Raw genomic sequence first — 26,501 nt, forward strand, 5'->3', positions numbered from 1 at the left:
GTCAACCCGTCCTTTTTTTCATGCGAAAAGAAGGGAATCCGTACTTCCTGCTCTACAATAATGGAGTAGATTGAAGGAAGAAGGTGGTCGACGTGCGCATTCGGACGAAGCTCATGATTGCGGTGGCCGTGAATATAATTGTGTTTGTCGGTGTCATCTTTTTTGGGGTACGACCATATTTCATCGAGAAAAGCATGGAGCAAGATCGTCGAACGGTCGAGAGTCAAATCGCGAGCGTATCTGAGACGCTCGCCAATCGGAAGAGCACACTCGAGCGCACACTCATCGACTGGGCTGTCTGGAATGATACGTACACGTTCGTGCAGCGACGAAATGCCGCTTATATCCAAAGTAACATCAGTGAACAGTCGCTCGAGAACTTGAGCGTCAACGCTATCGTCTATTTGGACAACGAGGGGGAAGCTTTCTACTCGGCGTTTCGTTCGACAGCCATGTCATTGTCGAAAGCCGACCAACAAGCGATCATCCGGGCGGTTACCTCTCGCTTGACCAATCGGAGCGATGCACAGAACGGCGTATACGCCAGTGATTTTGGCCCGACGTTATATGTCAGTCATCCGATTCTACGAAGTGACAGTAGTGGACCACGCCAAGGAACGCTCATCATGCTCGAGTTCGTCGATTCGACGGTCATGGCAGATATAAGTGCCCAAACGAAGATACCATTGACGATTCAGCCGGTTCGTCGAGAAGAGACGGCCATCAAGAGCGGGACGGACGGGACCGATGTGGTGATCCCACTCGACACGGTGTTTCAGCAATCCGATTATGAAGTCGGGTTCACCGTCGCGCAAACGCACTACGAAAATACGGTCACGATGTTGCGGCTCGGCATGCTCGCGCTCGTTATCCTCGGGTTCGGTCTGTTCTTCTCTTTGTTATGGACGATTCACCGGGTCGTGATTCGGCGGCTGATGGAGATCGTGAGTGAGTTGAAGATCATCACACTCGAGCGGGACAGCCGACTCCGTCTCAGTCGGGACGCGCACAGCCACGACGAAATCGAACAGATGGCGACGAGCATGAACGAGGTGCTCGCGGCACTCGAAGATACGCGCGCCGAAGTGATCGACCGGGCGTTCCGAGACGCATTGACGCTTCTTCCGAACCGGCTCGCGCTAGAAGATTATTTCTCGACCGTGCGTGGAAAGCAGGAACGGATCGGAGTGCTCGGATTGGATTTGGATGACTTCCGACGAATCAACGACCAATACGGACATCGGACGGGTGATTCTGTTCTCATCTATCTCGCCTCACGGCTCAACTTCTATAAAGAAGACGGGTTCGTCGCTCGCATCGGTGCCGATGAGTTCATGCTCGTCCATCCGGGCTGGACACTTGACCAGCTCCAACCGGTCGCCCGGCACTTGACGAAAGACTTGAAGGACTGGGCCCATGTCAACGGTGTGAAAGGGATGGCGGCGACAATCGGCATCGATGTGTTCACCTATGCCGAGCCGCAACACACGTATGAGGTCATGATGGGGCGGCTCGACGTGGTCATTCACGAGGCGAAACTGTCAGGGAAGAACCGTGTCTTGACGTTCCAAGAAATCGAGGACGGGAGCCATTATTTACAGACGCTCGAGATGGAACGCGATTTGCGCCATGCCCTCGAACATGATGAGTTTGAACTGTATTATCAGCCGATCGTATCGCCACGGCCGTTTGCAGTACGGGGAGTCGAGGCGCTCATTCGCTGGAATCATCCGGGCAAAGGTCAGATTTCCCCAGGCCTGTTCATCCCGGTCGCCGAGCAGCTCGGCCTTATCTCGGACTTGGGACGCTGGGTGCTCGTACAGGCGGTCACGGAGATGAAGGATCATGTGGAACGACATCACTTGTTCCTTTCGATCAACGTATCGAAACGCCAAATCGCCGACGGGTCGTTTTTAGCTTCATTGGAACACGTGCTGACCGAAACGGGATTTGACCCTCATCGCCTTCATGTCGAAATCACCGAGAGTGAGGTCGGCGGGAATTTGTATGAGCTTCAGCAGTTCATTCACGCGCTCAAAGCGATCGGCGTCAAAATCTCGCTCGATGACTTTGGTGTCGGGACATCGTCGCTCTCGTTCTTGCAGTCGCTTCAACTCGATATTATTAAAATCGATCAAAACTTTGTCAAAGGGATTCCTGAGAACACGTTCGATCGGGCCTTGCTCGAAGGGTTATATCAAACGTTCCATACACTCGGTCTCGATATCGTCACGGAAGGTGTGGAGCGTCCGGAGCAGCTCGCGTTCGTGCTCGAACATAGCAGTTCGCTCATCCAAGGTTACCATTACAGCAAACCGGTTCCGCTGGCACAACTTGAGCATTACTTGAAGAAAACGGTCACGATGTATGACTGGTGAAGACACTTCCTGCGGGAGGTGTCTTTATTTGTGTGAATTTCATGTGAATTCCGTTACAATTAGCAACATAACTTGCGACCCTTTCATAGAAAAGGTAAACTTGAAACAGATGAAAGAAAACGCTTACAAAATTATTGTCTGATAATAATGGCGAGGCGATTAAGGGAGGATTGGGTTCGATGCCAACAAAACGATCGGCGCGGGCACCGTGGTCTAAAGCGATGATTCGGTCACAACTAGAAGTCGTGAGCCAAGTCAGGCCACCTTCGCTCGTATTGACGAATGCCACGTACTTGAACATGTACGTGAAGCAGTGGAAACAAGCAAATATTTGGATCGAGCATGACCGGATCGTCTATGTCGGGCCAGATGTACCGAAAGCGGCCGTCGAGACGGTGGACGTATCCGGAAAATATATCGTGCCTGGCTATATCGAGCCACATGCGCATCCATTCCAACTTTATAATCCGGCGACGCTGTCGAAGTATGCAGGCGAGCGGGGGACGACGACGCTCGTGAATGACAACATGCTTCTTTTTTTACAAAATAAGGAGCAAGCGTTTGCGCAACTCGATGCGATCCAACAGCTTCCGACGAGCACATATTGGTGGGCGCGTCTCGATACACAGACCGAGCTCGACCGGGACAGTGTCCTTGTCGATTCCGAGCGGATTCACGACTGGTTCAATCATCCGGACGTCATCATGGCCGGTGAATTGACGGCATGGCCGCGCACGTTGAAAGGCGATGACGAGATGTTGCAGTGGATGCTCGACGCGGAGACGTGCGGGATCCCGGTCGAAGGGCATTTCCCGGGTGCCTCGGCGAAGACGTTGACGAAGATGGCGCTGCTGGGTGTTCACAGCGACCATGAAGCGATGACGGCCGAAGAAGCGCTCTGCCGGCTCGAACACGGCTATACGACGACACTCCGTCATTCTTCGATTCGTCCTGACCTTCCGGGACTCATCCGTGGTCTGCTCGACGCCGGACTCGAGGCGTTCGATCATGTGATGGTCACGACGGACGGGTCGACGCCAGGATTTTATCAAGACGGGCTGCAAGACGCGCTTATCAAGATCATGATTGAGGCCGGATTGCCGCCGATTGAGGCGTACCGCATCGTGTCATTGAACGTGGCGCGACACTTTGGGCTCGATCACGTCCTCGGTTCGATTGCGCCGGGACGCATCGCCCATCTGAATATTCTTGATGCGATTGACGAGCCGCGCCCGTCCGCCGTCATCGCCAAAGGGCAATGGATTTACCGGGACGGGGCATCGTTGTTCCCAAACGAGCTCGTCGATGCGGCGCTCGCGCTCATGCCGTCGACGGACGTCGACATCGAACTGACGCCGAACGATCTGTCGTTCAGCATGCCTGTCGGGCTCGACATGGTCAACTCGGTCATCATGAAACTGTTCAAAATCTCGCACGACACTGGTCAAGACGAATTGCCGCGTGACGGGGACGAGTCGTTCCTCATGTTGCTTGATAAAGAAGGAAAGTGGCGCCTCAACACGGTGCTGAAAGGGTTTGCCAACGACTTTGGCGGGCTCGTCAGCTCGTATTCGATTAGTGGCGACTACTTGATCTTAGGGAAATGTAAACAAGACATGCTGACGGCGTTCGAACGGATGAAACAGCTCGGCGGCGGTATCGTCCTCGTCGACCGTGGTGAAATTATCGCGGAAATTCCGCTCCCGCTCTGTGGCATGACGTCGAAGGAGCCGATTGAACAGTTGATCGTCCAGGAAGAAGTGTTGCGGTCCGAACTGCTCACGCGCGGGTACAAGTTTGAAGACCCAATCTATACGCTCTTGTTCTTGGCGTCGACGCACTTGCCATATGTGCGGGCCACACCGCTCGGAATTTACGAAGTGATGAAGAAACAAATACTATTTCCGGCGATTTTACGATGAACAGTTGAGTCCGAGCCGGTCGTGCTTTAGAATGATAAAGAAGTACGATGGAGAGAGGATGCTTGCGGATGCAACTCGATAAATTACGAGGACGAGAGCTCGATCAGCTGTTTGAGGCGATTTTGAAGCTCGATACACTCGAAGATTGTTATCAACTATTTGAAGATTTAGCGACCGTGAACGAAGTGCAGGCGCTCGCCCAACGGCTAGAAGTGGCCCGCCAAATTCGTGAAGGTAGCACGTACCATAAAATTGAAGAAGCGACAGGAGCTTCGACGGCCACGATTTCCCGCGTCAAGCGTTGCTTGAACTACGGGTCAGGCGGCTATGATCTTGCCCTTGAACGTCTACAACAATCAGAAGGTGACTCGTAAGAGTCATCTTGTTTTTGATGGGAGAGGAGGGGCGAGATGCAAGACAAGTTTATGAAGCGAAATTTACAGCTGTTCTTTCGGAAGCTGACACCGGTCCAGACACTCGTGTTGATTTATAGCGCGGCGGTCGTGTTGGCCGTCATTTTGCTCGCTTTACCGATTGCGCGACAACCGGGCGTCTCAATCACGTTCACCGATCTCGTCTTTTTCGCGGTCAGCTGTGTCAGCGTTACCGGATTGACCCCGATCGTCGTGACCGATACGTTCTCGACGTTCGGATTATTTATCATCTTGTTCATCGTTCAAGTGAGCGGGGTCGGGTTGATCAGTCTTCACGTCATCATGTGGATCTTGCTTGGCAAGCGCATCGGTTTTCGCGAGCGCCAGCTGATTTTACGTGACCAAAACCAGACGTCGATGTCTGGGATCGTCAAGTACATCACCGAGATCGTCATCACCGTTATCGCGATTGAAGCGGTCGGTGCGGTGTTGCTTGGGGTCCATTACTTAAATTACTTCGATACGGCCAGCGAGGCGTTCCTGCAAGGCCTGTTCGGTTCGATCAGTGCGACGACGAACGCCGGCTTCGACATCACCGGCAGCTCGCTCGCACCATTCCGGGAAGACCCGTTCGTCATCTTCACCCAAATCGCGCTCATGACCGGCGGTGCCATCGGGTTCCCGGTCCTCGTCGAGATTCGCACGTATTTGACGAACCGAATCATTCGGAAGCGCGAGAATTTCCCGCGCCGGTTCTCACTGTTCACAAAACTGACGGTATCGACGTTCTTCATCTTGATTGCCATCGGGACCGTCGGTTTGTTCCTGTTTGAGTATGACAACGCGTTCAAAGAGTTGCCGCTCTGGCTCGCACTCTCGGACTCGTTGTTCCAGTCCGTGACGACGCGAAACGGGGGGTTGTCGACCGTTGATGTCAACTTGTTCTCGGAAGGCAGCATGTTGCTGCTCTCGATTCTGATGTTCATCGGGGCGTCACCGTCCTCGGTCGGTGGGGGGATTCGGACGACGACGTTCGCCGTCGCCGTGCTCGGGGTCGTCGCGTTCATTCGCGGGGACTCGTCCATCAAAATCTTCGGACGTGAGATCGTGCTTGAGGACATTTGGAAAGCGTTCGTCATCATTACCGTGTCTCTGGCCGTCCTGTTGACCGGGGTCATGGTGCTGACGTTCTTCGAAGACGCATCGCTCACGCGCATCTTGTTCGAAGCGTGCTCGGCGTTCGGGACGACCGGGTTGTCGGTCGGGCTATCGTCCGAATTTAGTAACGTCGGCAAGTGGGTGCTCACCATTTTAATGTTCATTGGACGCATCGGTGTCATCGCCTTCATCTTGATTTTGCAGCGGAGACAGCCGAAACGGATGTACAACTATCCGAAAGAATCAATCATCTTAGGGTAAGGAGCTCAGAACATGAAAGCTTTTTGGATCAATTTCGGTTATGTGTTCGCCGTCCCGGTGTTGCCGTTCATCGCGGTTGTGAACGGAACGGCGCTCTGTTCACCGGATTCTCCGCTACTTGATATTCCCGTGCTCGGCTTTTTCTTGGCCAATCCGCTCTGGTTCATCCCGGTGTACGGGCTGTTCGCTCTGCTCGTCGCCAAGTGGATGACGGCCCGCGAACGAAAGACGCACGCGAGACGTGCTTGAGACTTGCCTCGGCAAGTCTTTTTTTGTTCAACAGATGCAAGTGGCGGGAAAAATCGCTACACTAGAGAAGGTATCGAAGGGGAGGGAAGCCGAATGGATTTTCAATCGTGGCGCCACGTGTTTAAACTAGATCCGAATAAACCGCTCGATGATTCGGCGCTCGCGGCGCTCATCCGCTCCGGTACGGACGCCTTCCTCATCGGAGGGACCGACGGGGTCGATGCGGAGAACACATTCGCGCTCTATGCCCGACTCGAAGGGTGCGGCATTCCGCTCGCGCTTGAGATGAGCCATCCCGAGCAAGTGGTTCGAGGCTTCGATCACTATTTTATTCCGACCGTCCTGAATGCAGGAACTGTCGACTGGCTCATCGGTCATCAAGTGAAGGCGTTTGAACGACACGGACACTTGTTTCATGATCAGGTGACCGGACAAGGCTATATCGTTTTGAACCCGGACGCGAAAGTGGCCCGTGTGACCGAGGCGAAAACCGACCTTTCCATCGAAGAGGCGGTCGCTTACGCAGAAGCCGGTCATCGCTTGTTCCGCTTGCCTTCGCTTTACGTGGAGTATAGCGGCACACTGGGATCCGTCGAGCTCGTTAAAGAAGTACGTTTAGCGGTGCCGGACGCCCACTTGTTTTATGGGGGCGGCATCACCGATTTTGAATCAGCTCAGACGATGGCCGCATACGCGGACACGATCGTCGTCGGTAATGTGATTTATGACAATTTCGAAGGAGCGCTTGCGACTGTCGCGGCACTCCGATAAAATAAGAACAAATGTTTGGTTAGAGAAAGGAAACGATTATGTATAACTTGAGTGAAGAATTAGTCAAAGGCATGAACCCCCCGCAAGCGGAGGCGGTCAAATATACGGACGGCCCGCTCCTCATCATGGCCGGGGCAGGGTCTGGTAAAACACGTGTCTTGACGCATCGCGTCGCCTACTTGATGGCGTCGAAACAAATCGCGCCGTGGAACATTCTCGCGATTACGTTCACGAACAAAGCGGCCCGCGAGATGAAAGACCGGATCGCCCGCCTCGTCGGCGGTGTCGCGGACGATATTTGGATTTCGACGTTCCACTCGATGTGCGTCCGGATTTTGCGCCGCGACATCGATCGCATCCGCTATGACCGGAACTTCTCGATTCTCGACTCATCCGATCAGTTGACGGCAATCAAGCAAGTGCTCAAAGAGCTGAACCTTGACCCGAAAAAATATGAGCCGCGGACGCTCCTCGGCATGATCTCGAACCATAAGAACGAACTCCGTACGCCGCAAGACGCGGCTGGACTCGTCGGTAACAACCCATACGAGAAAGTCATCTCGGACGTCTATACGGCGTATGAGAAAAAGTTGAAGCAAAACAACGTGCTCGACTTTGATGACTTGATCATGAAGGCGATTCAGCTGTTCCAAGAAGCGCCGGACGTGCTTGCGTTTTATCAGAAGAAGTTCCAATACATCCACGTCGACGAGTATCAAGATACGAACCGGGCCCAATATACACTCGTTAAACTGCTCGCGCAAGCGCATGAGAACTTGTGTGTCGTCGGTGACTCGGACCAGTCGATCTATCGCTGGCGCGGGGCCGACATCGCCAACATTTTGACGTTTGAGAAAGATTACCCGAGTGCACACGTCATCTTACTCGAACAAAATTATCGGTCGACGAAACGGATTTTGGAAGCGGCGAACGGTGTCATTCAAAACAACTCGAGCCGAAAAGATAAGAAGCTATGGACCGAGAACGTCGAAGGGGAGAAACTGCTCCTTCACGTCGCCTCGGATGACCGGGATGAAGCGTTCTTTATCATCAATCAGATGAAAGAACTCCGCCAAGAAGGCATCGATTACGGCGAAATGGCCGTTCTGTATCGGACGAACGCTCAATCGCGTGGACTTGAAGAGATGCTCCTCAAGTCGAACATCCCGTATAAGATGGTCGGCGGGACGAAGTTCTATGAACGAAAAGAAATCAAAGACATCTTGGCGTATTTACGCTTGATCGCCAACCCGGACGAGGACATCTCCTTCGTCCGTGTCGTCAACGAACCGAAACGCGGTATCGGCGCCGCGACGGTCGATAAGCTCGGCGACTTCGCCGGGATGCAGGGTGTGTCGCTCATGGAAGCGATCCGTGACATCGAACTGTCCGGGATTGCCCCACGCACAGCAACGAAGCTTGCCGAGTTCCGTCAATTGATGGTCGATTTGCGTCAAATGGCCGACTACTTGTCGATTTCCGAATTGATTGAAGAAGTGCTGAAGAAGTCAGGCTACGAAGAGATGCTCAAAATCGAGAAGACGCTTGAAGCCGAGAGCCGCCTCGAGAACTTGCAAGAGTTCCTCTCAGTCGCCCAAAACTTCGAGAAAGAGAGTGACGAGCAGACACTCGTCGCCTTCCTAACCGATTTGACGCTCGTCTCGGACCTCGACACGCTCGAAGAAGTCGACGAGTTGCACCAAGTGACACTCATGACGCTCCACTCAGCCAAGGGACTTGAGTTCCCGGTCGTCTTCTTGATTGGGATGGAAGAAGGGTTGTTTCCACACAGCCGTGCCTTGAACGATCCGGAAGAGATGGAAGAAGAACGTCGCCTCGCCTACGTCGGGATCACACGGGCCGAGAAACGTCTCTATTTGACGCGGGCCCAGTCCCGCATGTTGTACGGTCGTTTCCAAAACAACCCGGAATCGCGCTTCTTGCACGAGTTGCCAGAGACGCTCTTGGAGCGTTCGGGCAAAGCGAAAAAGGCGATGCCATGGAATCCGGTCGAGTCGCCGGGGAAACTTCCGGTGAACGGCTTCAGCTCGAAACCAAAACCGAAGCTCGCCCAGTCGTCCGGCGCCGAATCGATCGGTTGGAACGTTGGGGATAAGGCCAATCATAAAAAATGGGGTCAAGGCACGGTCGTCCAGACGCGTGGCGAAGGCGATCAGCTCGAACTCGATATCGCTTTCCCTGCAGTCGGCATCAAGCGCCTGCTCGCCAAGTTTGCCCCAATCGAAAAAGCGTGAGGTGATCACATGGAGATGGCAGAACGTGTTGAAGCGATTCGTCAAAAGTTAAACCAATACGGATATGAATATTATGTGCTCGACCGCCCGAGTGTCCCGGATTCTGAATACGACCGCCTCATGAACGAATTGATTGAAATCGAGACGGACTATCCGGAACTTCGGAGTCCAGACTCTCCGACGCAACGGGTCGGCGGTGCCCCGCTCGATGCGTTCGTCAAAGTGACGCATGATACGCCGATGCTCTCACTCGGGAACGTGTTTTCTAAAGAAGAGCTCGTCGAATGGGTCGAACGCATCGAGAAAGATCTCGGTTACAGTCCGCTCTTCGTCGCCGAGCTCAAGTTTGACGGGCTCGCTGTGTCACTGAAATACGAAGACGGTCGGCTCGTCCGTGGCGCGACGCGCGGTGACGGGACGACCGGAGAAGACATCACGCAAAACTTGAAGACGATCCGCTCGATTCCGCTCCGGTTGAACGAGGACGTCACGTTCGAGGTGCGCGGTGAGGCATATATGCCGAAACGGTCGTTCGAACATTTGAACGACGAGCGAGAACGTCTTGGAGAACCTTTATTCGCCAACCCGCGCAATGCGGCGGCAGGTTCGCTCCGGCAGCTCGACTCGAAAATCGCGGCGTCGCGAAATTTGGCGTTCTTCGCCTACGGGCTCGTCTCGACGGACGACCTCGTCGCCTCACATGACGAGTCGCTCGCGTATTTGCGCCGTCTTGGCATCGCCGTCAGCCAAGAATACACGACGTGTCATACGGCCGATGAGTTATGGGACTATATCGAAACGTATGTGACGAAGCGGTCGGAGCTACCATATGAGATTGACGGCATCGTTATTAAAGTCGCAGCTTACGAAGAGCAAGAACAGCTCGGCTTCACGGCGAAGAGCCCGCGTTGGGCCGTCGCGTATAAGTTCCCGGCTGAAGAAGTCGTGACGACGATTGAAGACGTCGATTTCAGTGTCGGGCGGACCGGAAAAGTCACGCCACGCGCACGGTTCGCACCAGTCTCGGTCGCCGGGTCGACCGTGACGTATGCGACGCTCCATAACGAGGACTTCATTGTAGAGAAGGACCTTCACATCGGGGACCGTGTCGTCATCAAGAAAGCCGGCGATGTGATTCCAGCCGTCGTCTCGGCGCTCGTCAGTGAGCGGACCGGGGAGGAGACGGAAATCGTCTTCCCGACGCATTGTCCAGCTTGTGAATCTGAACTCGTGCGTTTAGAAGGAGAGGCGGACCACCGCTGCGTCAATCCGGAATGCCCGGCCCAACTGCTCGAAGGGTTGATTCATTTCGTGTCACGCCCGGCGATGAACATCGATGGGCTCGGCGAGAAAGTAATCACACAACTCCACGCGTCCGGGCTCGTTCATAACGTGGCCGACCTGTACCGTCTCGACCGGGACGCGCTCCTCGAGCTCGACCGGATGGGCGAAACGTCGGTGACGAACTTGCTCGCGGCGATTGAGCAGTCGAAACAGAACTCGCTCGAGCGCGTCTTGTTCGCGCTCGGTATCCGCCTCGTCGGACAAAAAGCGGCCGCGTTGATTGCGGAACGGTTCGAGACGATGGAAGCGGTCATGGAGGCATCGATCGACGACTTGACGTCAATCGATGGTATCGGTACGAAGATGGCTGAATCGATCGGCTTATACTTTGAGAAGCCGGAAGCTCGTGACCTCGTCCGTGACCTCGGCGCGGCAGGTGTCAACCTGACGTTCAAAGGTACGAAACGACCGGTCGATACGGATGCGCCGCTCGCCGGTAAGACAGTCGTTTTGACCGGGAAACTGCATGAGATGACGCGCGGAGAAGCCGGTAAGCAGCTCGAATTGCTCGGTGCGAGTGTCACGGGAAGCGTCAGCAAGAACACCGACCTTCTCGTCGCCGGCGAGAAAGCCGGGTCGAAACTGACGAAAGCCGAATCGCTTGGCATCGAAGTGTGGGACGAGGCGGCGTTGCTCGCCTTCTTGGCAGAACAATCCTAAAGGAAAGGTCTTCCGTGTGGAAGGCCTTTTTTCATTGACCTAATTTTCAACTGTTTTAGGATGACGGCGGGTTCGTGGGAACGTGCGAAGGGTAATGAATAGTATCTACAAATACTTTTTGACACCAAGAACTCACACCACGACTCGCGCACAATCATCCTCTATCCCTCTCCCGTGCCGGAGCGTGTCATCGCAGACATTCGTCACAGTTTGGCAGACACCTTAGAGGAGGGGACCATCATGCGAAACACTAACCGACGCATCTTTGCACTCATCACATTCGTCCTCGTATTGATTGGCATGTGGGCACCGAATGGCGTTTACGCGAACACGACAATGACACCAACGCCAATTTATGCACAAATTGATTTGAGCCCTGAAGAAATCGAAGCGTACGACGACGCAAGCCTGATTTACGACGACGTGACGTACTACGGGGCGCGTGAATCGTCAACGATTTGGCGGTTCATGGTGGATGCGGCCGACGTTGACGTTACGACCATCGATCAAGTCACGTTATATAATGGTGAGGGCGTTCCTTATTCGTTCCCGGACGCCGTCTATGCATTTCATGTTGAGGAACTTGCGGGCGAGTCGACTGAGCCGGGTGATGACGGGACAGAGACAGTTCCAGACGTTGAAACACCGGTCGAGCCTCCGCTCGTTGAATCAGAGCCATCGCCAGAAGAACCTGTCACAGAAGAAGTGACCGCACCCTCCGCCACCCCAGTAGTTGCCATCGATCAATTGGTGCTCGGTGCCGACGGGCCAATCGAGCGTGTGTTAGGCGGAGATTTAGTGACGTATCGGCTCGTCATCGATGTGACGGGCGCCCCTGTCGAGAATTTTTCCGTATCCAACACGGTCCCGGAAGCGTTGACCGTCGTCGCGGACTCGGTTGAAGTTCTCGGTCCGGAAGGTTCGGTACCCCCGACGACCGTGAGTGGACCACCCGCCTTCGATTGGACGTTTCCGACGATACCGGTCGGGACGACGACAATCCAGTTCGATGTGTTCGCACCAGACGTGACAGATGAGACGGTGGTGACGAATACGTTTTGTATCGGTGTTGAAGGAGCAGATGAATTGATTCCGGCCGAATGTGCCGAGGCGACCGTCACGGTCGTACCGAATGAGACGATTGGCCTCGAGGTCGGTAAAGAGGCAAATATTGATCAAGCCGTCGTCGGCGGAGTGATTCCGTATACGTTCGTCATCGAGAACACAGGCGAGACGGTGCTCACGATCACCTCCATCGAAGATGAGTTCTTTAGCGGCGACATCGATGCTGATAAGGTCGAAGCATTCAATGCCGACGTGCGTGAGCAGTTGATGGCGCTCATCGGGGAGAACGGCCTCGCGGCAGGTGAACGCGTCGAGGCGACGGTCAACTTAACAATCCCGAGCGACTATGACCGGACGAACGCTCCTGAGATCGGGAACGTGTTCCGGGTCGGCGCGACCGATTCCTATGGACGGGTCGTCGATGCCGAGAGTCAACAGATCGTCTTATTGAACCAAGCTGATTTCACGGTCACGAAAGTGGCGAGCCCAGGGACGGTGCACCCGGGCGAGGCGATTCGCTATACGTATACAATCACAAACACGTCGAATGTCACCTTGTACTTTGTCGATGTCATCGATGAATGGACGAGCGGGGCGTTGACGACCAAAGAACAGCGCGAGACAACCGAGACGCTTCGAGACGGCATGCAGGCTCTCGCTGAAGTCGAGAACGGACTCATCCCAGGTGAGGAAGTCGTGCTTGAAGTGGAGAAAGTGTTGTTACCATCCTATGATGTGCGAGCGGGCGCAGTACTGACGAACCGGACGACGTTCACGTTCGAGGTCAATCGTGAGGCGCGTGTGTCCCGAACGGCCGAGGCGACGGTGCATGTGAAACAAGCCATCCCGGAACCTGAACGCGACGAATCTGTGTATGTGCCTGAACCGACGACCCCGGTGACACCTGACCAAGCGACGCTACCGATGACAGGTTCGACGGAAACGTGGGGGACGGTCATTGGTCTCGTTTTAATCGTGCTCGGGCTCTTGTTCGTGACGCATCGGCGCCGTCCATCCACAAAAGCATGATTGCAGGCGCTCTCCGACACGAGTCGGGGGGTGCTTTTCTTTGAATCGGGACTGATTCCGCTTCGACACTTTTTTCGACGGACGATTTTGTTATAATGGACGAAGTGTAACGAATCGAATCATCAAAGGAGTTCAGACATAGATGAAATGGAAACAATTGATTATCCCAGCTCTCGCCGCGACGGTTTTCCTCGGCGGGTGCTCGATGAAAATCCCGATGGGGGAAGAGGAAGTCACACCGACGGGTGAAGAGACGGCAGCCGAAGGCGTCACAGAAGCGATTCAAGCGCGTGATTCATATTACCAGATGGTCATTCCATTTAAACCGGCGGCAGCCCGAGGTTTGGCCCAGCGCCAAGTGAGCTCGTCGCTCGAGCTCGAAGAAGTGGAGCTCGGCCTCATGCGCCATTCGACCGGCGCGTTCAAACCGGAAAACTATGCGTATCAAGAAGGACAGCTATTGACGAGTGAAGATGTATCGCGTCTGCTTGGCCGTAAAGACAAAACGTCAGAAGGTCTCGTCCCGCTCAACCCGGCGTATGCGAACGGCACGGCCGAAGTGGCCGAAGACCAATTCGTCGAGGAGAATAAAAAGTCGCCACTCTATTTGGCGTCGCTCGTCGAACAGAACTATATGACGAAAACGGATAACGGCTATCAACTCGGCGGTGTTTCGTTCGCTTTGATTTTGAACCGGGAGTACGTGTTCCAAGCGCCGAATTTCGGTCCGACGTATACGGAAAAGTTGGACGAGAAGAAAGTCATCGCTGAAGGAGAGCGTATGGCGAATGAACTCGTCGCCCAACTGCGCAAGCGCGAGGACTTCAAAGATCTCGATATCAACGTCGCATTGTATATGAAAGCGTCGCAAGGGTCACCGACGCCGGGGAACTATGTCAAATCGGCATTCGTTGGCACGGCTGGCGAGGTGACGGCGAGTGATTGGAAAGATGTCGACGAGACGTATTATTACTTCCCGTCCGCCAAAGCGACGACGGAAGTGCGCGATGACGCTCAAAAATTCTCCCTCTTCAGCGACCGAATCGCTGATGTGTTCCCAGATTTCAGCGGGATGATCGGGAAAGGTTTTTATCAGAACGGGGAATTGTCACGGATTGAGATCGATATTCCGATCCAGTTCTATAGCCGGGCCGAACTCGTCGGCTTCACGCAGCACGTCGTCGGCCTGCTCGAGAACCGCTGGGAATACAACCGGAACGTACCCGTCCGAATCAACGTCACCTCGCTCGGTGGCGAACAAGAAGTGACGATCGTGTTTGAAGAGGGCATGGATAGTCCGAAAGTATATTTCTAACCGATAAGAAGGCATCGTGATGAAACGAATGCCTTCTTTTTTTCGTATGACAAGTAACGAGGAAATTCTTTGACCTTCTTTGACCAAATAGGTAGAATAGACTTAACAGAATCGGGAAAGGGATAGGTGAGGTGAAACGAGATGGCAAAAAACTATTATGACGTCCTTGGCGTGACGAAACAGGCGTCCGACCAAGACATTAAACGAGCGTATCGAAAGTTGGCAAAACAATACCATCCGGACGTGAACAAAGACCCGGGTGCCCAAGACAAGTTCAAAGCAATCCAAGAGGCTTTCGACGTGTTGAGCGATCCTGACAAAAAAGCGAACTATGACCGTTACGGAAGTCCGGAAGGGCCGACGTTCGGTGGAGGGTACAGTGGTGATGGATACGGGGAAGGGTCGGCCCAATTCGAGGACTTGTTCCGTCAATTCGGCGGTGGGTCACGAACGACGTCGCGCACATTCGGTTTTGAGGATATGTTCGGCAGCTTCTTTGACCAGGCGGTCGAAGAAGACCTCGATGAGACGGTCCGAGTCAATGTCCCACTCAGTCAGTTGACGAGTGATGCCAAAGTGAGCCTGCGCCTACAGACGGGGACGGTCAACGTCAAAATCCCGCAAGGCGCCCATGAAGGACAAAAGCTGCGGCTCAAAGGCAAGAGCAGTAAAGTCGGACAGTCGGGCGATCGAGGCGATGTGTACGTCGAGCTCCACTTCACCGATGACGACACGTACCGGCGCGAAGGGGCGAACGTCATCACCGTCAAACGGTTGCGTCCGCTCGCTTTCCTCGACGGCGCGGAAGTCGTCGTGGCGACACTCGATGGTGGTCGAGTCAAGCTGAAAGTCAAACCGGGGTCGCGGCCTGGTCAACGGATGCGCATCCCGGGACGTGGATTCATGACCGCTTCGAAAGTCCGATCGGATCTATTCGTCCAACTTGAAGTCGATTTGCCGCTAGACGCCGCCCACCGATCTGTTTACGAACAACTCGAACGCTGAGCCTAAGGAGGAAGCAGAATGGATTTCAATCGATTTACCGATAAAGCACATGAAGGCATCGTCAGCTCGCAGGCACTTGCGAAACAGTACCACCATAGCGAGATGAACGAATGGCACGTCTTGGCGTCGATGATCTCACAAACGGACGGTATCGCGCCGCTCTTACTGCAAAAAATGGAACTGAGCGTGGCCGATATTGAGGCCGAAGTCGCGATGGCGCTTAAGAACGCACCGAAACTTCAAACGCCGACGACGCCGATGATCTCGGCCTCGTTGTTGAACGTGTTGACGACGGCGGAACGTGAAGCGACAGGGATGAGCGATGAATACGTCTCGGTCGAGCATATTCTGCTTGGGATCATCATGAACAAGAGTCAAGCACAGAACATGCTCGAACGCAAAGGTGTGACCGAGGAGAGATTGCGTGAGGCACTCGTCGCCGTCCGGGGCAATCGACGGATCACGTCGAAATCACCGGAAGCGACGTATGACGTCTTGACGAAGTATGGACGCGACTTGATCCAAGAAGTGAAGACCGGAAAAATCGATCCCGTCATCGGGCGCGATAGCGAGATTCGGCGTGTCATCCGCATCTTGAGCCGGAAGACGAAAAACAACCCGGTCTTGATCGGGGAACCGGGCGTTGGGAAAACGGCGATCGTCGAAGGGCTCGCCCAACGCATCGTCCGCGGCGACGTGCCGGAGAGCTTGAAAGACAAGACGATTTTCAGTCTCGATATGAGTTCGCTCGTCGCCGGGGCCAAATATCGCGGCGAGTTCGAAGAGCGGCTCCAAGCTGTCTTGAACGAAGTGAAAGAAGCGGAAGGGAAAATCATCCTCTTCATTGACGAACTGCATACGATTGTCGGGGCCGGCAAGTCCGAAGGCGCGATGGACGCCGGGAACATGCTCAAACCGATGCTCGCCCGCGGTGAACTCCACTGTATCGGTGCGACGACACTCGATGAATATCGGCAATATATCGAGAAAGATCCAGCGCTCGAGCGCCGCTTCCAACAAGTGCTCGTCGACGAACCGGACGTCGAAGACACGGTGTCGATCTTGCGTGGATTAAAAGAGCGCTTCGAGATTCACCACGGTGTCCGCATTCACGACAACGCGCTCGTCGCAGCGGCCGTGTTATCGAACCGCTATATCACCGACCGGTTCATGCCGGACAAGGCGATTGATCTCGTCGATGAGTCGTGTGCGATGATTCGGACGGAGATGGAATCGATGCCGGCCGAACTCGATGAACTCGTACGCCGCGTCATGCAACTCGAGATTGAGGAGGCGGCCTTGAAGAAAGAAAGTGATGACGCCTCGAAGAAACGACTCGATACGCTGCAGCAAGAGCTCGCCTCGATCCGCGAACAGTCAGACGCGCTCCGACTCCGTTGGGAGAACGAGAAAGAGTCGACGCATCGCGTGCAACACATCCGTGGCGACTTGGAGAAAGTGAAGCTCGAACTGCAAGAAGCTGAGAGCCGCTACGATTTGAATCGGGCCTCCGAGCTCAAATATGGCCGTATCCCGGAACTCGAACGCGAGCTTGCAGAAGCAGAGCGGCTCGCTGGTTCGGTGACACGTGAACTCGTCCGGGAAGAAGTGACCGAGGAAGAAATCGCCGAGGTCGTCTCGAAATGGACGGGCATCCCTGTGACGAAATTGACCGAAGGAGAACGAGATAAGTTGCTCAACCTCGAGACGGTACTTCATCAACGCGTCTTCGGACAAGACGATGCGATTCGGCTCGTCAGCGACGCCGTCATTCGGGCTCGGGCCGGCATCAAAGATCCGAACCGTCCGATCGGCTCGTTCTTGTTCCTCGGACCGACCGGTGTCGGGAAGACCGAGCTCGGGAAAGCGCTCGCCGAGGCGATGTTCGACTCGGAGGACCATATCGTTCGCCTCGACATGAGCGAGTATATGGAGAAACACGCCGTGTCGCGTCTCGTCGGGGCGCCTCCGGGTTATATCGGCTATGAAGAAGGCGGCCAGTTGACGGAAGCGGTCCGCCGCAACCCATACTCGGTGCTCCTGCTCGACGAGGTCGAGAAAGCGCACGCCGATGTGTTCAACATCTTGCTGCAACTGCTCGATGATGGTCGCTTGACCGACTCGCACGGGCGTGTCGTCGACTTCAAAAACACGATCGTCATCATGACATCGAATATCGGGGCCGACATCTTGCTCGAAGCGGCGAAAGATGGCGTCATCGATGAGGCGGAAGAACGCCAAGTCATCGAGCGGCTCCGCCGCCACTTCCGTCCCGAGTTTTTGAACCGGGTCGATGAGACGATTTTGTTCCATCCACTCACGCGGGCTCAAATCGGCCAAATCGTCGAAAAAGCGGTCGCGCGCATGGGCAGTCGCTTGACGGCGCGTTCGATTCAAATCGAGATCACGGATGCCGCGAAGGTGTTCATCGCCGACGAGGCGTATGAGCCACAGTTCGGGGCCCGTCCAATCAACCGGTACGTACAACGGACGATTGAGACGAAACTCGCCCGTAGCATTCTCGCCGGAGACATCGAGGACGGCCAGACGGTCGTCATCGACGTCGAGAACGACGAGTTGACACTTCGTCCCGCGACGGTCACTCACTGAATCACGAAAGAGCGCTGGCTGACGCCGGCGCTCTTTGTTTATGCAATCGGTTCGGGTTGATAGACGCAGTACGGTTCCTCGGCCTTATAGTCGCCGGTGACGGCATAAGCGCGGGCCCGAGACCCTCCGCAGACGTATCGATATTCACAGTAGCCGCATTTCCCGTGGTGTGTATCAGGGTCACGCAGCGATTTGAAGACCGGGTGGTGCCGATAAATCTCAGCGAGCGGTGTCTCTTTCACGTTGCCGCACGTGATCGGCAAAAAGCCGGACGGCTGGACGTCGCCCGTATGCGAGATGAACACGAAGCCGTTCCCGTCATTCGTGCCGCGGGGCGCCTTGGCGAGGTCGTCATGCGGATGGCCGATAGGCGGCAATCCAACTTGTTTTCGTTTCAAATTCTCTTGGCGGGCGATGCGCCGATAAAACTGGGCCTCAGTCGTCGAGATGATGAACGGGACGTGCTCTTGCAACGCGAACGCCCAGCGGAGTACATCTTCATGCCGTTCTGGCGAGATTGGTTGGAGGAGTGACCCGCGACCGGTCGGCACGAGGAAGAACAACGTCCATACCGAGACGCCGAGTTCGCCGACGAGTTTGGCGATTTCCGGGAGTTGGTCGACGTTATACTCCGTGACCGTCGTATTGATTTGGAATGACATCCCTTCTTCTCGGAAGTAAGAGATGCCACGCAGCGTCCGTTCGAAACTGCCACGCGTACCCCGGAAGTAGTCGTGCGATTTGGCGTCCGGACCGTCGAGTGAGAACGCCCAGCGCGTCAAGCCGGCGTCTTTCGCCCGTTTGACGGCGTCATGGGTCACGCGAGGTGTCGCCGACGGGGTCATCGACACACGCATGCCGAGCGAAGCGGCATATTCGGTCAGTTCGAACAAGTCCTCACGCATGAGCGGGTCGCCCCCGGTGAAGACGAGAATCGGATTATCCATCGCCTGGATGTCTCGGATGAGTGCCTTGCCTTGCTCGGTATCGAGTTCACCCGGATAGCGATGGAACTGGGCCTCGGCTCGGCAATGGACGCACGATAGCGCACAGGCACGTGTTACTTCCCAGATGACGATGAATGGATTTTCGTTGTAGTCGACTCGTTTCATACGGACACCGCCTGTCTCGCCATCACCCGGGAGACGGCCTGTTTGGCCGAGTCGACGCAGTCGGGGAGACCGACGCCATGCAAGATGGCGCCGCATGCCTCAATCCCGTCGAGTGTGGACAGCTGCTCTTCGAAAGCGCGCACGGATTGTTTATGTCCGACCTCATATTGCGGCATCGTATCGATGTGCCGTTCGACTTTTGTGAAAATCGGGGTACCGACGCGTTGAATCTTCCGCAGTTCACGCAGCGCGAAGTCGGCGATGGCCTCGTCGGATTCCGTCAACAAGTCGGGAACGAACTCAGATCCGATGTAGACGCGTAAGAGCGCCTTATGTTTTGGTGCCATGTGGGGCCACTTCTTATGCATCCAACTGCAGGCCGTCAAGGCGTTCCCTTCCGCTTTGGCGATGACGTAACCGGTCCCGTCGAGTGCCGCGACCTCTTTTTCATCGAACGCCGCGAGCACGGTGATGGAAGACGTCCGTTTCAACTCGGACAATTTTTCTGCTTCCGGGAGACCGAGGATCGGACCGAGCGCATTCGGCGAAGTGGCCAAAATGATGCCGTCGAACGACTCGGTCGTCCCGTCGGCGAGGGTGACTTCATGGGGCCGGACCGCCGCGACCTTCGTCTCTGTATAGAGGCGGTCAATCGACGGGCGAAGCGCCTCGATGAGGACACCGAGACCTTGCTGAAGGGATAGAAACTTCCCGGCTTCACGTGGCTTGACGCCGGCTTGAACAGGTGGTGTCAATGCTTTCATACCGAGAATCAGGCTGCGTGTTTTTTGTTCAATCGTGATAAACTGAGGGAAAGTAGACTCGATGCTCATATCGTCGAGCGTCCCGTTGTAGATTCCCGAGAGAAGCGGTTCAATCATCGCATCGACGACTTCTGATCCGAGCCGGGTCCGGAAGAATTTGTCGAGCGAGATGTCTGTTCCCGTATAGACGCGTGGCAGCACGAGGTCCATCCCGGCCCGAAGTTTACCGCGCCACGTGAACAAATCGGTCTTGACCATCGGCCAAAACTTGGTCGGGATGCCCATGACCGATCCGTCCGGCATTTGTCGAAGCTGTTGCCGGACATAAATGTACGATGTCCCGGTCATCGACCGGACGAGATGATCGTCGAGTCCGAGCTCGGTGATCAGTTCGGTCAATGTCGGTTTTCGGGCCATGTATCCGTCCGGTCCACATTCTAAGACGAAGCCGTCTTGATAGACGGTCTTGATTTTTCCGCCGATTCGATCGCTCGCTTCGTACATGGTGACGTGCGCCCCGGCTTGTTTCGCGTAATAGGCGGCGGCCATGCCTGTAATTCCTCCACCGATAATTGCAATTTTGTTCAATCCATTCACCCATTTCTATGTAGTGTTCTTCCTAACGGTACCGAGAATATTGACGTAGACATAGGATAAGTCTCACATGGTTCTAGACAAATTCGTCACGATTGGGAAGGAGAGGCTCCATATGGTTTGGTTCGGCATAACGGCGACAGTCGTCGTGGTCGGCATTATTGCCTTCATTGCATCGATGAATCGGTACGGGGAGAAGCTCGACGGAGATGAAGACAGCCCGTCGGTCCTTTGGGCTGATGAGGAATGGTATAAGCCAGAAAAGGAAGACGGACCACTTGATGGTTAACCGTCTTCGAATATGATAAGATGACCCGGTTGAAAACTATCGGACATGGGGTGATTGGATGAACGTATTGGAACAACAGTTGGCGCATTTGGTCGATGAGTGTCGTCCGTACACAGCACAAGGGAAAGTCGCCGACTATATTCCTGAGCTCGCGCATGTACAGGATGATTTGCTCGGCGTGGCGATTTGTTTGCCTGATGGTTCATATATTCATGCGGGGGACGTCCACCATAAGTTCACAATCCAAAGCGTCTCGAAGGCGTTGACGCTCTGTTACGTCTTGATGGAGTTTGGAGAAGATTACGTGTTCTCGAAAGTCGGGATGGAGCCGACCGGCGACGCGTTCAACTCGATTGCCAAGCTTGAAGAGACGGTGCCGTCAAAGCCGCTCAATCCGATGATCAATGCAGGGGCGCTCGCTGTCACGAGCATGATTTTAGGGGACACGGCGGAACTGAAAATCTATCAGTTCCGCCAGTTTTTGGCGACGTTGCTCGACGTGCCGGTGGAGGAAATCACGTATAACGAAAAAGTCGCCCGCTCGGAATACGAGACGACCGACTTGAACCGGGCCTTGCTCTATTTCATGCGCCATCACGGGATTGTCGAGGGTGATGTCGATGAAATCATCGACGTGTACACAAAGCAGTGTGCGATTGAAATCGATTGCTTTGACTTGGCCCGCATTGGCCGAATTTTGTCGGGCAACGGGGAAGACCCGGTCACGGGCGAAGAGCTGATCCCGCGTCGCGTCGTCCGAATCGTCAAAGCGATCATGACGACGTGCGGCATGTACGATGCGTCTGGGGAATTTGCCGTCCGTGTCGGTCTCCCGGGAAAGAGCGGGGTGTCCGGGGCCATCCTTGCGACCGGTAAACACGAGCTCGGACTGAGCGATGTCGGCTTCGGGATTTTCGGACCGGCGCTCGACTCAAAAGGGAACTCAATTGCCGGGATGAAAATGCTCGAACTGCTCGTCGAACGCTACACGTCCCGCTAAAGCTGGATGGCGTCGACCGATTCGTCGAGCCGAGATTGCAGCTCGTGCACGACTTGTTCGTAATCGTCGGCCAAGGCGGCGGGTGGTGTGAAATCGCTCCAACGCAATAACAGTTGATGTCGGTCATTCATGTCGCCAAGCTCGGTCTGGAGCCGCTTCAGTTTTTGAATTTGATCTTTTGAGGCTTTCGTCTCATAGTTCAATAAGTACTCGTTCAAATAGCGCTCGCGTTTCACGGCGAGCCTGACCTTGTGGAGCGTCTCGAGCCGGTCGGACATCTCCGTCGCGTCGTGATGGGCGTCGATCCGTCGTTTGCGGTCGCTCCTCGCTTTATCGATAAATGACGAGGCGTCCTGCTTTTTGAAGGCACGGAACAACTGTCCGCCGATAAAGCGGCGAACTTGTTGGTCGAGCGATGGGGTCATCTTCTCCGTGACGCGCGTATTTAAAATCGTGCGGTCTTTGGCGCGGCTCGCTTCGACGTGATCGGCGAAAGCCTGCTCGAGCTCGGTCTCGACAGCGAGCCCTTCGAGAAGAACGTCCCCGTCACGCACTGCACCGAGCGCCTCCATCAACTGTTTCAACTGACGATACGTGGAAGGTTTCGTGTCGTACAGTTGCATGAACGTCAATAGTTTCCGAAGATGGACCCGCGCTTGGTGGATGTCTTCGCTGTTTTGGAACGTGAGCGCCTCGGTCATATAATGATTGAACGTGTTCCACGTCTCCAAAAGCTCGTATTTTAATTTCTCCGCATTCCGTTGATTCATTCTAATTTTTCCTTTCTGAAATGAGATGAGGTTGTCCATGTATCAAACACATTCACTTAATGAAAAAATTAAACTGTTCTTCACCATCTTCTTCCCGATTTTGGTGACACAAGTGTCCTTTTACTTAATCAGCTTTTTTGACACGGTCATGTCAGGCCGTGCCGGTGCCGTCGATTTGGCAGGCGTCGGTGTCGGGTCGAGTCTATGGATGCCCGTCTATACGGGGTTAAGCGGGATTTTGCTCGCTGTCGCACCGATCGTCGCGCAGGCGCTCGGGGCACGCAACATCCAACAGATTCAACGGACACTGTATCAAGGTGTTTACTTAGCGATCGGGTTGAGCGTTGCGACGCTCGTTCTCGGCTTCTTTCTCGTCCCAAATGCTGTCGACGGCATGGGGCTGAGTGAAGAAGGCAAACGGATTGCCAAAGGGTATTTGCTCGCACTCGGATTCGGAGTATTGCCGATGTTTTTGTTCAACGTGCTGCGCACACTCATGGACTCGCTCGGCAAAACACGAATTTCGATGCTGCTTATATTATTAGGGTTACCCATTAACGTCGGGTTAAACTACATCTTCATCTTTGGAAAACTTGGTGTGCCGGCATACGGCGGTGTCGGGGCCGGGATTGCCTCAGCGATCACCTACTGGTTGCTGTTCTTTATGGCGTTCGCGTTCGTCCGGAACGGAAAACCGTTCCTCGAATATCGCTTCCTGCGCTCGGTGGAACGTCTTATGTGGCCGAGACAAAAAGAGTTGCTCAAGCTCGGCACGCCGATCGGTCTCGCCATTTTTGCCGAAGTCAGCATCTTCGCGGCAGTGACATTGCTCCTTAGCGCCTATGGTGACAATATCGTCGCGGCCCACCAAGCGGCCATCAACTTCGCCTCGTTCGTCTATATGTTGCCGTTGTCGGCATCGAGCGCGCTCACAATCGTCGTCGGGTACGAACTCGGGGCCGGGCGACTCAAGGATGCGGTGCGCTATGCTAAAATCGGGATTGTACTCTGTCTGGCCGTCTCGCTCTTCTCGGGTGGTCTTTTGTTCTGGCAAAATGAACGGGTAGCCGCGATTTATACGAACGACGCGGCCGTCGTGGAACTCGCGGCCCATTTCATGATCTTCGCGGTCTTTTTCCAACTGTCGGATGCGGTCGCCGCACCGATTCAAGGGATTTTGCGTGGCTTCAAAGACGTGAACGTGACGCTCGTCTTGTCGCTTATCGCCTATTGGGTGATCGGTCTCCCGCTCGGCTATACACTCGCCGAACAGTTCGGCTTCGGACCGGATGGTTACTGGATCGGGTTGATCGCAGGTCTTGCGGCAGGCGCCGTCTTGTTGTTCATGCGTCTCATTCATATCGTCAAACGGTATGAGGGGAAACCGCTCATGAACGAGATCTCATAACCTGCAAAAGTTGACGTCACTGACGTCAACTTTTGTTGTTTTAGGCATGAATAAGTCGGGCAAAGGATTGAGGGAATCAATCCTTTTTATAAAACAAAATTGGTCTATACAACTATACTGATTTTTGTTATGATGACGATGAAGCTACTTGAGGAAAGGTGGATGACCAATCATGGTGATCATCAACGCACAGATCGTTTCGGGGGACAAGACATGGGAACGAGGATATATCCGGTTCGAAGGAGCGACGATTGAGAGCGTCGGTTCGATGGATGAGTATAGAGCAGAAGGTGAGACGGAGCTCGATGTGGACGGGGCGCTTGTGACGCCGGGCATGATCGACGTTCATATCCACGGCGGGTATGACGTCGACACGATGGATGCGGATGAAGACCGATTGCGTCATCTCGCCAAGTCGATGCTTGCTGAAGGAGTGACATCATTCTTTGCGACGACGATCACGCAGTCACCGACTGCTATCACGAAGGCGCTACAATCAGCCCGGACTGTCATCGAGGCGGGAGACACGTCGCTCGTCGGCATCCATCTAGAAGGACCGTTCGTCAACGTCGATAACGCGGGGGCGCAACCGGCAGAATATATTATCGACCCCGACGCGGAGCAGTTCCGGACATGGCAACAAGAGGCCGGCGGGCACATCCGTCTCGTCACGTATGCGCCGGAACGTCCAGGGGCACGTGAACTCGAACGAGCGATGCTTGAGACCGGGGCGGTCGGGTCGACCGGGCACACGAACGCCACGTTCGCCGAGAACAAGGAAGCGAACGTCAAACATGCGACGCACTTATACAATCAGATGCGCGGACTTCACCATCGGGAGCCGGGAACGGTCGGCTATTGTTTATTGGAGCGGGACGTCATGGTCGAAATCATTCCAGACGGGATTCACAGCCGTCACGAGATGGTCGACTTCGCCTATCGCATGAAAGGGGCGGACGGGCTCGTCGTCATTACGGACGCCATGCGGGCGAAGGGGCTTCCGGACGGTCGCTATGAACTCGGAGGCCAACCGGTCATCGTTGCGGACGGGGCAGCCCGCCTTGAAGCCGGAAACTTGGCCGGTAGCGTCTTGACGATGGACGCGGCGTTCCGAAACGTGGTCACGTTCACAGGATGCACATTACCTGAAGCGGTGAAGATGACGTCGACGAACCAAGCGCGTGAATTCGGATTGACGAAAAAAGGATCGATTGCGGCCGGCTTTGATGCGGACCTCGTCATTTGGGACGATGCGCTGTCGGTCACGACAACGATTCTTCAAGGACGTATCGCTTATTCGAAGGAGGATATGGAATGAACATACTAGTTGCAAAAACACCGACAGATGCAGAAACGATCGCTTATACACTCATCACTGAACGATTGGCCGGGAAACGAGAGTTCGTGCTCGGGCTGGCGACGGGGAGCACGCCGGTCGGCATGTATCAGATGTTCAAACGTGACAAGCTTGACTGCAGTCATGTGACAAGCGTCAATTTAGATGAGTACATCGGACTCGCACCGAGTCATCCGCAAAGTTATCATCACTTCATGGAAGAACGCCTGTTCAATGACGTCCCGTTCAAAGAGAGCCATCTGCCTCGTGGGGACGCGGAAAATCCGGAAGCGGAAGCGGCACGATACGAACAGCTCGTCCGGTCGATCGGGGTCGATCTTCAATTGCTCGGCATCGGAGAGAACGGACATATCGCCTTCAATGAGCCGGGTACCGCGCTCGATGCGAAGACGCACGTGACCGAACTGACCGAGTCGACGCGGGAAGCGAATCGTCGTTTCTTTGACACGATTGAAGAAGTGCCGACACATGCCATCACGATGGGGCTTGATACGATCATGAACGCGCGAGAAATTGTACTCGTCGCAACAGGTGCTCGTAAAGCGGAAGCCGTGCACCACATGATTGAGAGCGTACCGACGATCGAGTGGCCGGCTTCCATCTTACAGGCGCATCCAAGCGTCACCATCGTGCTCGACGCCGAAGCGGCTTCAGGATGCAGTGACGTGTTACAGGCACGTGGCAGCGAAGCGGCCGACCGATTTTTTTCTATCCGTGCTTAACGACCTGGAGACAACTGTCTCCAGGTTTTTTCATCGTCAACTGTGGGAAATTGTATGGAAATGGATTTGTAATCAAAACGTTTTCGACA

Annotated in this window: 20 protein-coding genes; 17 read left to right on the forward strand and 3 right to left on the reverse strand. The window is 54.7% G+C overall.

Translation table 11 applies throughout. The features are described 5' to 3' along the window. The first annotated feature begins 92 nt into the window (after window positions 1–92). The 12 genes from KNP79_RS12750 to clpB all read left to right on the forward strand — a co-directional run bounded on the left by KNP79_RS12750 (window position 93) and on the right by clpB (window position 18,396). Window positions 93–2,378, forward strand: a complete 2,286-nt coding sequence (locus tag KNP79_RS12750) for a putative bifunctional diguanylate cyclase/phosphodiesterase (RefSeq protein ID WP_371743434.1) — start codon at window positions 93–95, stop codon at window positions 2,376–2,378. A gap of 179 nt (window positions 2,379–2,557) precedes the next feature. Then, the gene (locus tag KNP79_RS12755) at window positions 2,558–4,300 is read left to right on the forward strand and encodes an adenine deaminase C-terminal domain-containing protein (RefSeq protein ID WP_215192653.1); all 1,743 of its coding nucleotides are present in this window, start codon (window positions 2,558–2,560) and stop codon (window positions 4,298–4,300) included. A gap of 68 nt (window positions 4,301–4,368) precedes the next feature. Then, window positions 4,369–4,674, forward strand: coding sequence for a YerC/YecD family TrpR-related protein (locus KNP79_RS12760; RefSeq protein WP_034781303.1), 306 nt, complete (start codon window positions 4,369–4,371; stop codon window positions 4,672–4,674). A gap of 36 nt (window positions 4,675–4,710) precedes the next feature. After that, window positions 4,711–6,093 carry a TrkH family potassium uptake protein gene (locus KNP79_RS12765; RefSeq protein WP_052090282.1) on the forward strand — a complete coding sequence of 461 codons (1,383 nt, stop codon included), beginning with the start codon at window positions 4,711–4,713 and terminating at the stop codon, window positions 6,091–6,093. A gap of 12 nt (window positions 6,094–6,105) precedes the next feature. Continuing rightward, the gene (locus KNP79_RS12770) at window positions 6,106–6,342 is read left to right on the forward strand and encodes a hypothetical protein (protein WP_215190647.1); all 237 of its coding nucleotides are present in this window, start codon (window positions 6,106–6,108) and stop codon (window positions 6,340–6,342) included. 93 nt (window positions 6,343–6,435) lie between these two features. Beyond that, a complete protein-coding gene (pcrB, locus tag KNP79_RS12775; protein WP_214797637.1) occupies window positions 6,436–7,113 on the forward strand; it encodes a heptaprenylglyceryl phosphate synthase in 678 nt (225 codons plus the stop codon). A gap of 38 nt (window positions 7,114–7,151) precedes the next feature. Next, window positions 7,152–9,368: a DNA helicase PcrA gene (gene pcrA, locus KNP79_RS12780; protein WP_214754291.1), complete on the forward strand. Its 2,217-nt coding sequence runs from the start codon at window positions 7,152–7,154 to the stop codon at window positions 9,366–9,368. A 9-nt stretch (window positions 9,369–9,377) separates the two neighbouring features. After that, window positions 9,378–11,372 (forward strand): NAD-dependent DNA ligase LigA, encoded by a 1,995-nt coding sequence (ligA, locus tag KNP79_RS12785; RefSeq protein WP_215192655.1) that lies wholly within the window; start codon window positions 9,378–9,380, stop codon window positions 11,370–11,372. A gap of 240 nt (window positions 11,373–11,612) precedes the next feature. Next, the gene (locus KNP79_RS12790) at window positions 11,613–13,466 is read left to right on the forward strand and encodes a DUF7507 domain-containing protein (protein WP_215192695.1); all 1,854 of its coding nucleotides are present in this window, start codon (window positions 11,613–11,615) and stop codon (window positions 13,464–13,466) included. A gap of 142 nt (window positions 13,467–13,608) precedes the next feature. Next, a complete protein-coding gene (locus tag KNP79_RS12795; RefSeq protein WP_034781285.1) occupies window positions 13,609–14,781 on the forward strand; it encodes a CamS family sex pheromone protein in 1,173 nt (390 codons plus the stop codon). A gap of 141 nt (window positions 14,782–14,922) precedes the next feature. Next, a complete protein-coding gene (locus KNP79_RS12800; protein WP_215192657.1) occupies window positions 14,923–15,786 on the forward strand; it encodes a DnaJ C-terminal domain-containing protein in 864 nt (287 codons plus the stop codon). An 18-nt stretch (window positions 15,787–15,804) separates the two neighbouring features. Continuing rightward, the gene (clpB, locus tag KNP79_RS12805; protein WP_215192659.1) at window positions 15,805–18,396 is read left to right on the forward strand and encodes an ATP-dependent chaperone ClpB; all 2,592 of its coding nucleotides are present in this window, start codon (window positions 15,805–15,807) and stop codon (window positions 18,394–18,396) included. Between the two features lie 38 nt (window positions 18,397–18,434). On the opposite strand, the gene KNP79_RS12810 is transcribed toward clpB, so the two are convergent. Beyond that, the gene (locus tag KNP79_RS12810; RefSeq protein ID WP_034781277.1) at window positions 18,435–19,508 is read right to left on the reverse strand and encodes a TIGR04053 family radical SAM/SPASM domain-containing protein; all 1,074 of its coding nucleotides are present in this window, start codon (window positions 19,506–19,508) and stop codon (window positions 18,435–18,437) included. After that, entirely contained in the window at window positions 19,505–20,869 is a 1,365-nt protein-coding gene (gene hemG / locus KNP79_RS12815; RefSeq protein ID WP_215192661.1) for a protoporphyrinogen oxidase, read from the reverse strand. Before hemG ends, KNP79_RS12810 begins: the two co-directional genes overlap by 4 nt. Before the next feature lie 112 nt (window positions 20,870–20,981). Here hemG and KNP79_RS12820 point away from each other — a divergent pair, with 112 nt between their 5' ends. Beyond that, a complete protein-coding gene (locus KNP79_RS12820; RefSeq protein ID WP_167491852.1) occupies window positions 20,982–21,155 on the forward strand; it encodes a hypothetical protein in 174 nt (57 codons plus the stop codon). A gap of 58 nt (window positions 21,156–21,213) precedes the next feature. Beyond that, entirely contained in the window at window positions 21,214–22,155 is a 942-nt protein-coding gene (gene glsA, locus KNP79_RS12825; protein ID WP_215192663.1) for a glutaminase A, read from the forward strand. On the opposite strand, the gene KNP79_RS12830 is transcribed toward glsA, so the two are convergent. After that, window positions 22,152–22,925 (reverse strand): CHAD domain-containing protein, encoded by a 774-nt coding sequence (locus KNP79_RS12830; RefSeq protein ID WP_034781270.1) that lies wholly within the window; start codon window positions 22,923–22,925, stop codon window positions 22,152–22,154. The two genes, glsA and KNP79_RS12830, sit on opposite strands and share 4 nt — an antisense overlap. A 37-nt stretch (window positions 22,926–22,962) precedes the next feature. On the opposite strand from KNP79_RS12830, the gene KNP79_RS12835 reads away from it, so the two are divergent. The 3 genes from KNP79_RS12835 to nagB all read left to right on the forward strand — a co-directional run bounded on the left by KNP79_RS12835 (window position 22,963) and on the right by nagB (window position 26,412). Continuing rightward, a complete protein-coding gene (locus KNP79_RS12835; protein WP_215192665.1) occupies window positions 22,963–24,333 on the forward strand; it encodes an MATE family efflux transporter in 1,371 nt (456 codons plus the stop codon). 172 nt (window positions 24,334–24,505) lie between these two features. Then, complete coding sequence (gene nagA, locus KNP79_RS12840) at window positions 24,506–25,651, forward strand: N-acetylglucosamine-6-phosphate deacetylase (protein ID WP_215192667.1); 1,146 nt, start codon at window positions 24,506–24,508, stop codon at window positions 25,649–25,651. Continuing rightward, window positions 25,648–26,412, forward strand: coding sequence for a glucosamine-6-phosphate deaminase (nagB, locus tag KNP79_RS12845; protein ID WP_138860005.1), 765 nt, complete (start codon window positions 25,648–25,650; stop codon window positions 26,410–26,412). The genes nagA and nagB overlap by 4 nt, the downstream gene beginning before the upstream one ends. Window positions 26,413–26,501: the final 89 nt, after the last annotated feature.

It is taken from the genome of Exiguobacterium sp. s7 (assembly GCF_018618195.1).
Lineage (GTDB): Bacteria > Bacillota > Bacilli > Exiguobacteriales > Exiguobacteriaceae > Exiguobacterium > Exiguobacterium mexicanum_A.

Bases quoted from the DNA above. Each gene is read 5' to 3' on its own strand.
- pcrA (WP_214754291.1), top strand. From the start codon at position 7,152: ATGTATAACTTGAGTGAAGAATTAGTCAAAGGCATGAACCCCCCGCAA.
- KNP79_RS12755 (WP_215192653.1), top strand. From the start codon at position 2,558: ATGCCAACAAAACGATCGGCGCGGGCACCGTGGTCTAAAGCGATGATT.
- KNP79_RS12760 (WP_034781303.1), top strand. From the start codon at position 4,369: ATGCAACTCGATAAATTACGAGGACGAGAGCTCGATCAGCTGTTTGAG.
- KNP79_RS12790 (WP_215192695.1), top strand. From the start codon at position 11,613: ATGCGAAACACTAACCGACGCATCTTTGCACTCATCACATTCGTCCTC.
- KNP79_RS12800 (WP_215192657.1), top strand. From the start codon at position 14,923: ATGGCAAAAAACTATTATGACGTCCTTGGCGTGACGAAACAGGCGTCC.
- KNP79_RS12835 (WP_215192665.1), top strand. From the start codon at position 22,963: ATGTATCAAACACATTCACTTAATGAAAAAATTAAACTGTTCTTCACC.
- pcrB (WP_214797637.1), top strand. From the start codon at position 6,436: ATGGATTTTCAATCGTGGCGCCACGTGTTTAAACTAGATCCGAATAAA.
- KNP79_RS12770 (WP_215190647.1), top strand. From the start codon at position 6,106: ATGAAAGCTTTTTGGATCAATTTCGGTTATGTGTTCGCCGTCCCGGTG.
- nagB (WP_138860005.1), top strand. From the start codon at position 25,648: ATGAACATACTAGTTGCAAAAACACCGACAGATGCAGAAACGATCGCT.
- KNP79_RS12795 (WP_034781285.1), top strand. From the start codon at position 13,609: ATGAAATGGAAACAATTGATTATCCCAGCTCTCGCCGCGACGGTTTTC.
- clpB (WP_215192659.1), top strand. From the start codon at position 15,805: ATGGATTTCAATCGATTTACCGATAAAGCACATGAAGGCATCGTCAGC.
- ligA (WP_215192655.1), top strand. From the start codon at position 9,378: ATGGAGATGGCAGAACGTGTTGAAGCGATTCGTCAAAAGTTAAACCAA.
- nagA (WP_215192667.1), top strand. From the start codon at position 24,506: ATGGTGATCATCAACGCACAGATCGTTTCGGGGGACAAGACATGGGAA.
- KNP79_RS12765 (WP_052090282.1), top strand. From the start codon at position 4,711: ATGCAAGACAAGTTTATGAAGCGAAATTTACAGCTGTTCTTTCGGAAG.
- KNP79_RS12820 (WP_167491852.1), top strand. From the start codon at position 20,982: ATGGTTTGGTTCGGCATAACGGCGACAGTCGTCGTGGTCGGCATTATT.
- KNP79_RS12810 (WP_034781277.1), bottom strand. From the start codon at position 19,508: ATGAAACGAGTCGACTACAACGAAAATCCATTCATCGTCATCTGGGAA.
- glsA (WP_215192663.1), top strand. From the start codon at position 21,214: ATGAACGTATTGGAACAACAGTTGGCGCATTTGGTCGATGAGTGTCGT.
- KNP79_RS12830 (WP_034781270.1), bottom strand. From the start codon at position 22,925: ATGAATCAACGGAATGCGGAGAAATTAAAATACGAGCTTTTGGAGACG.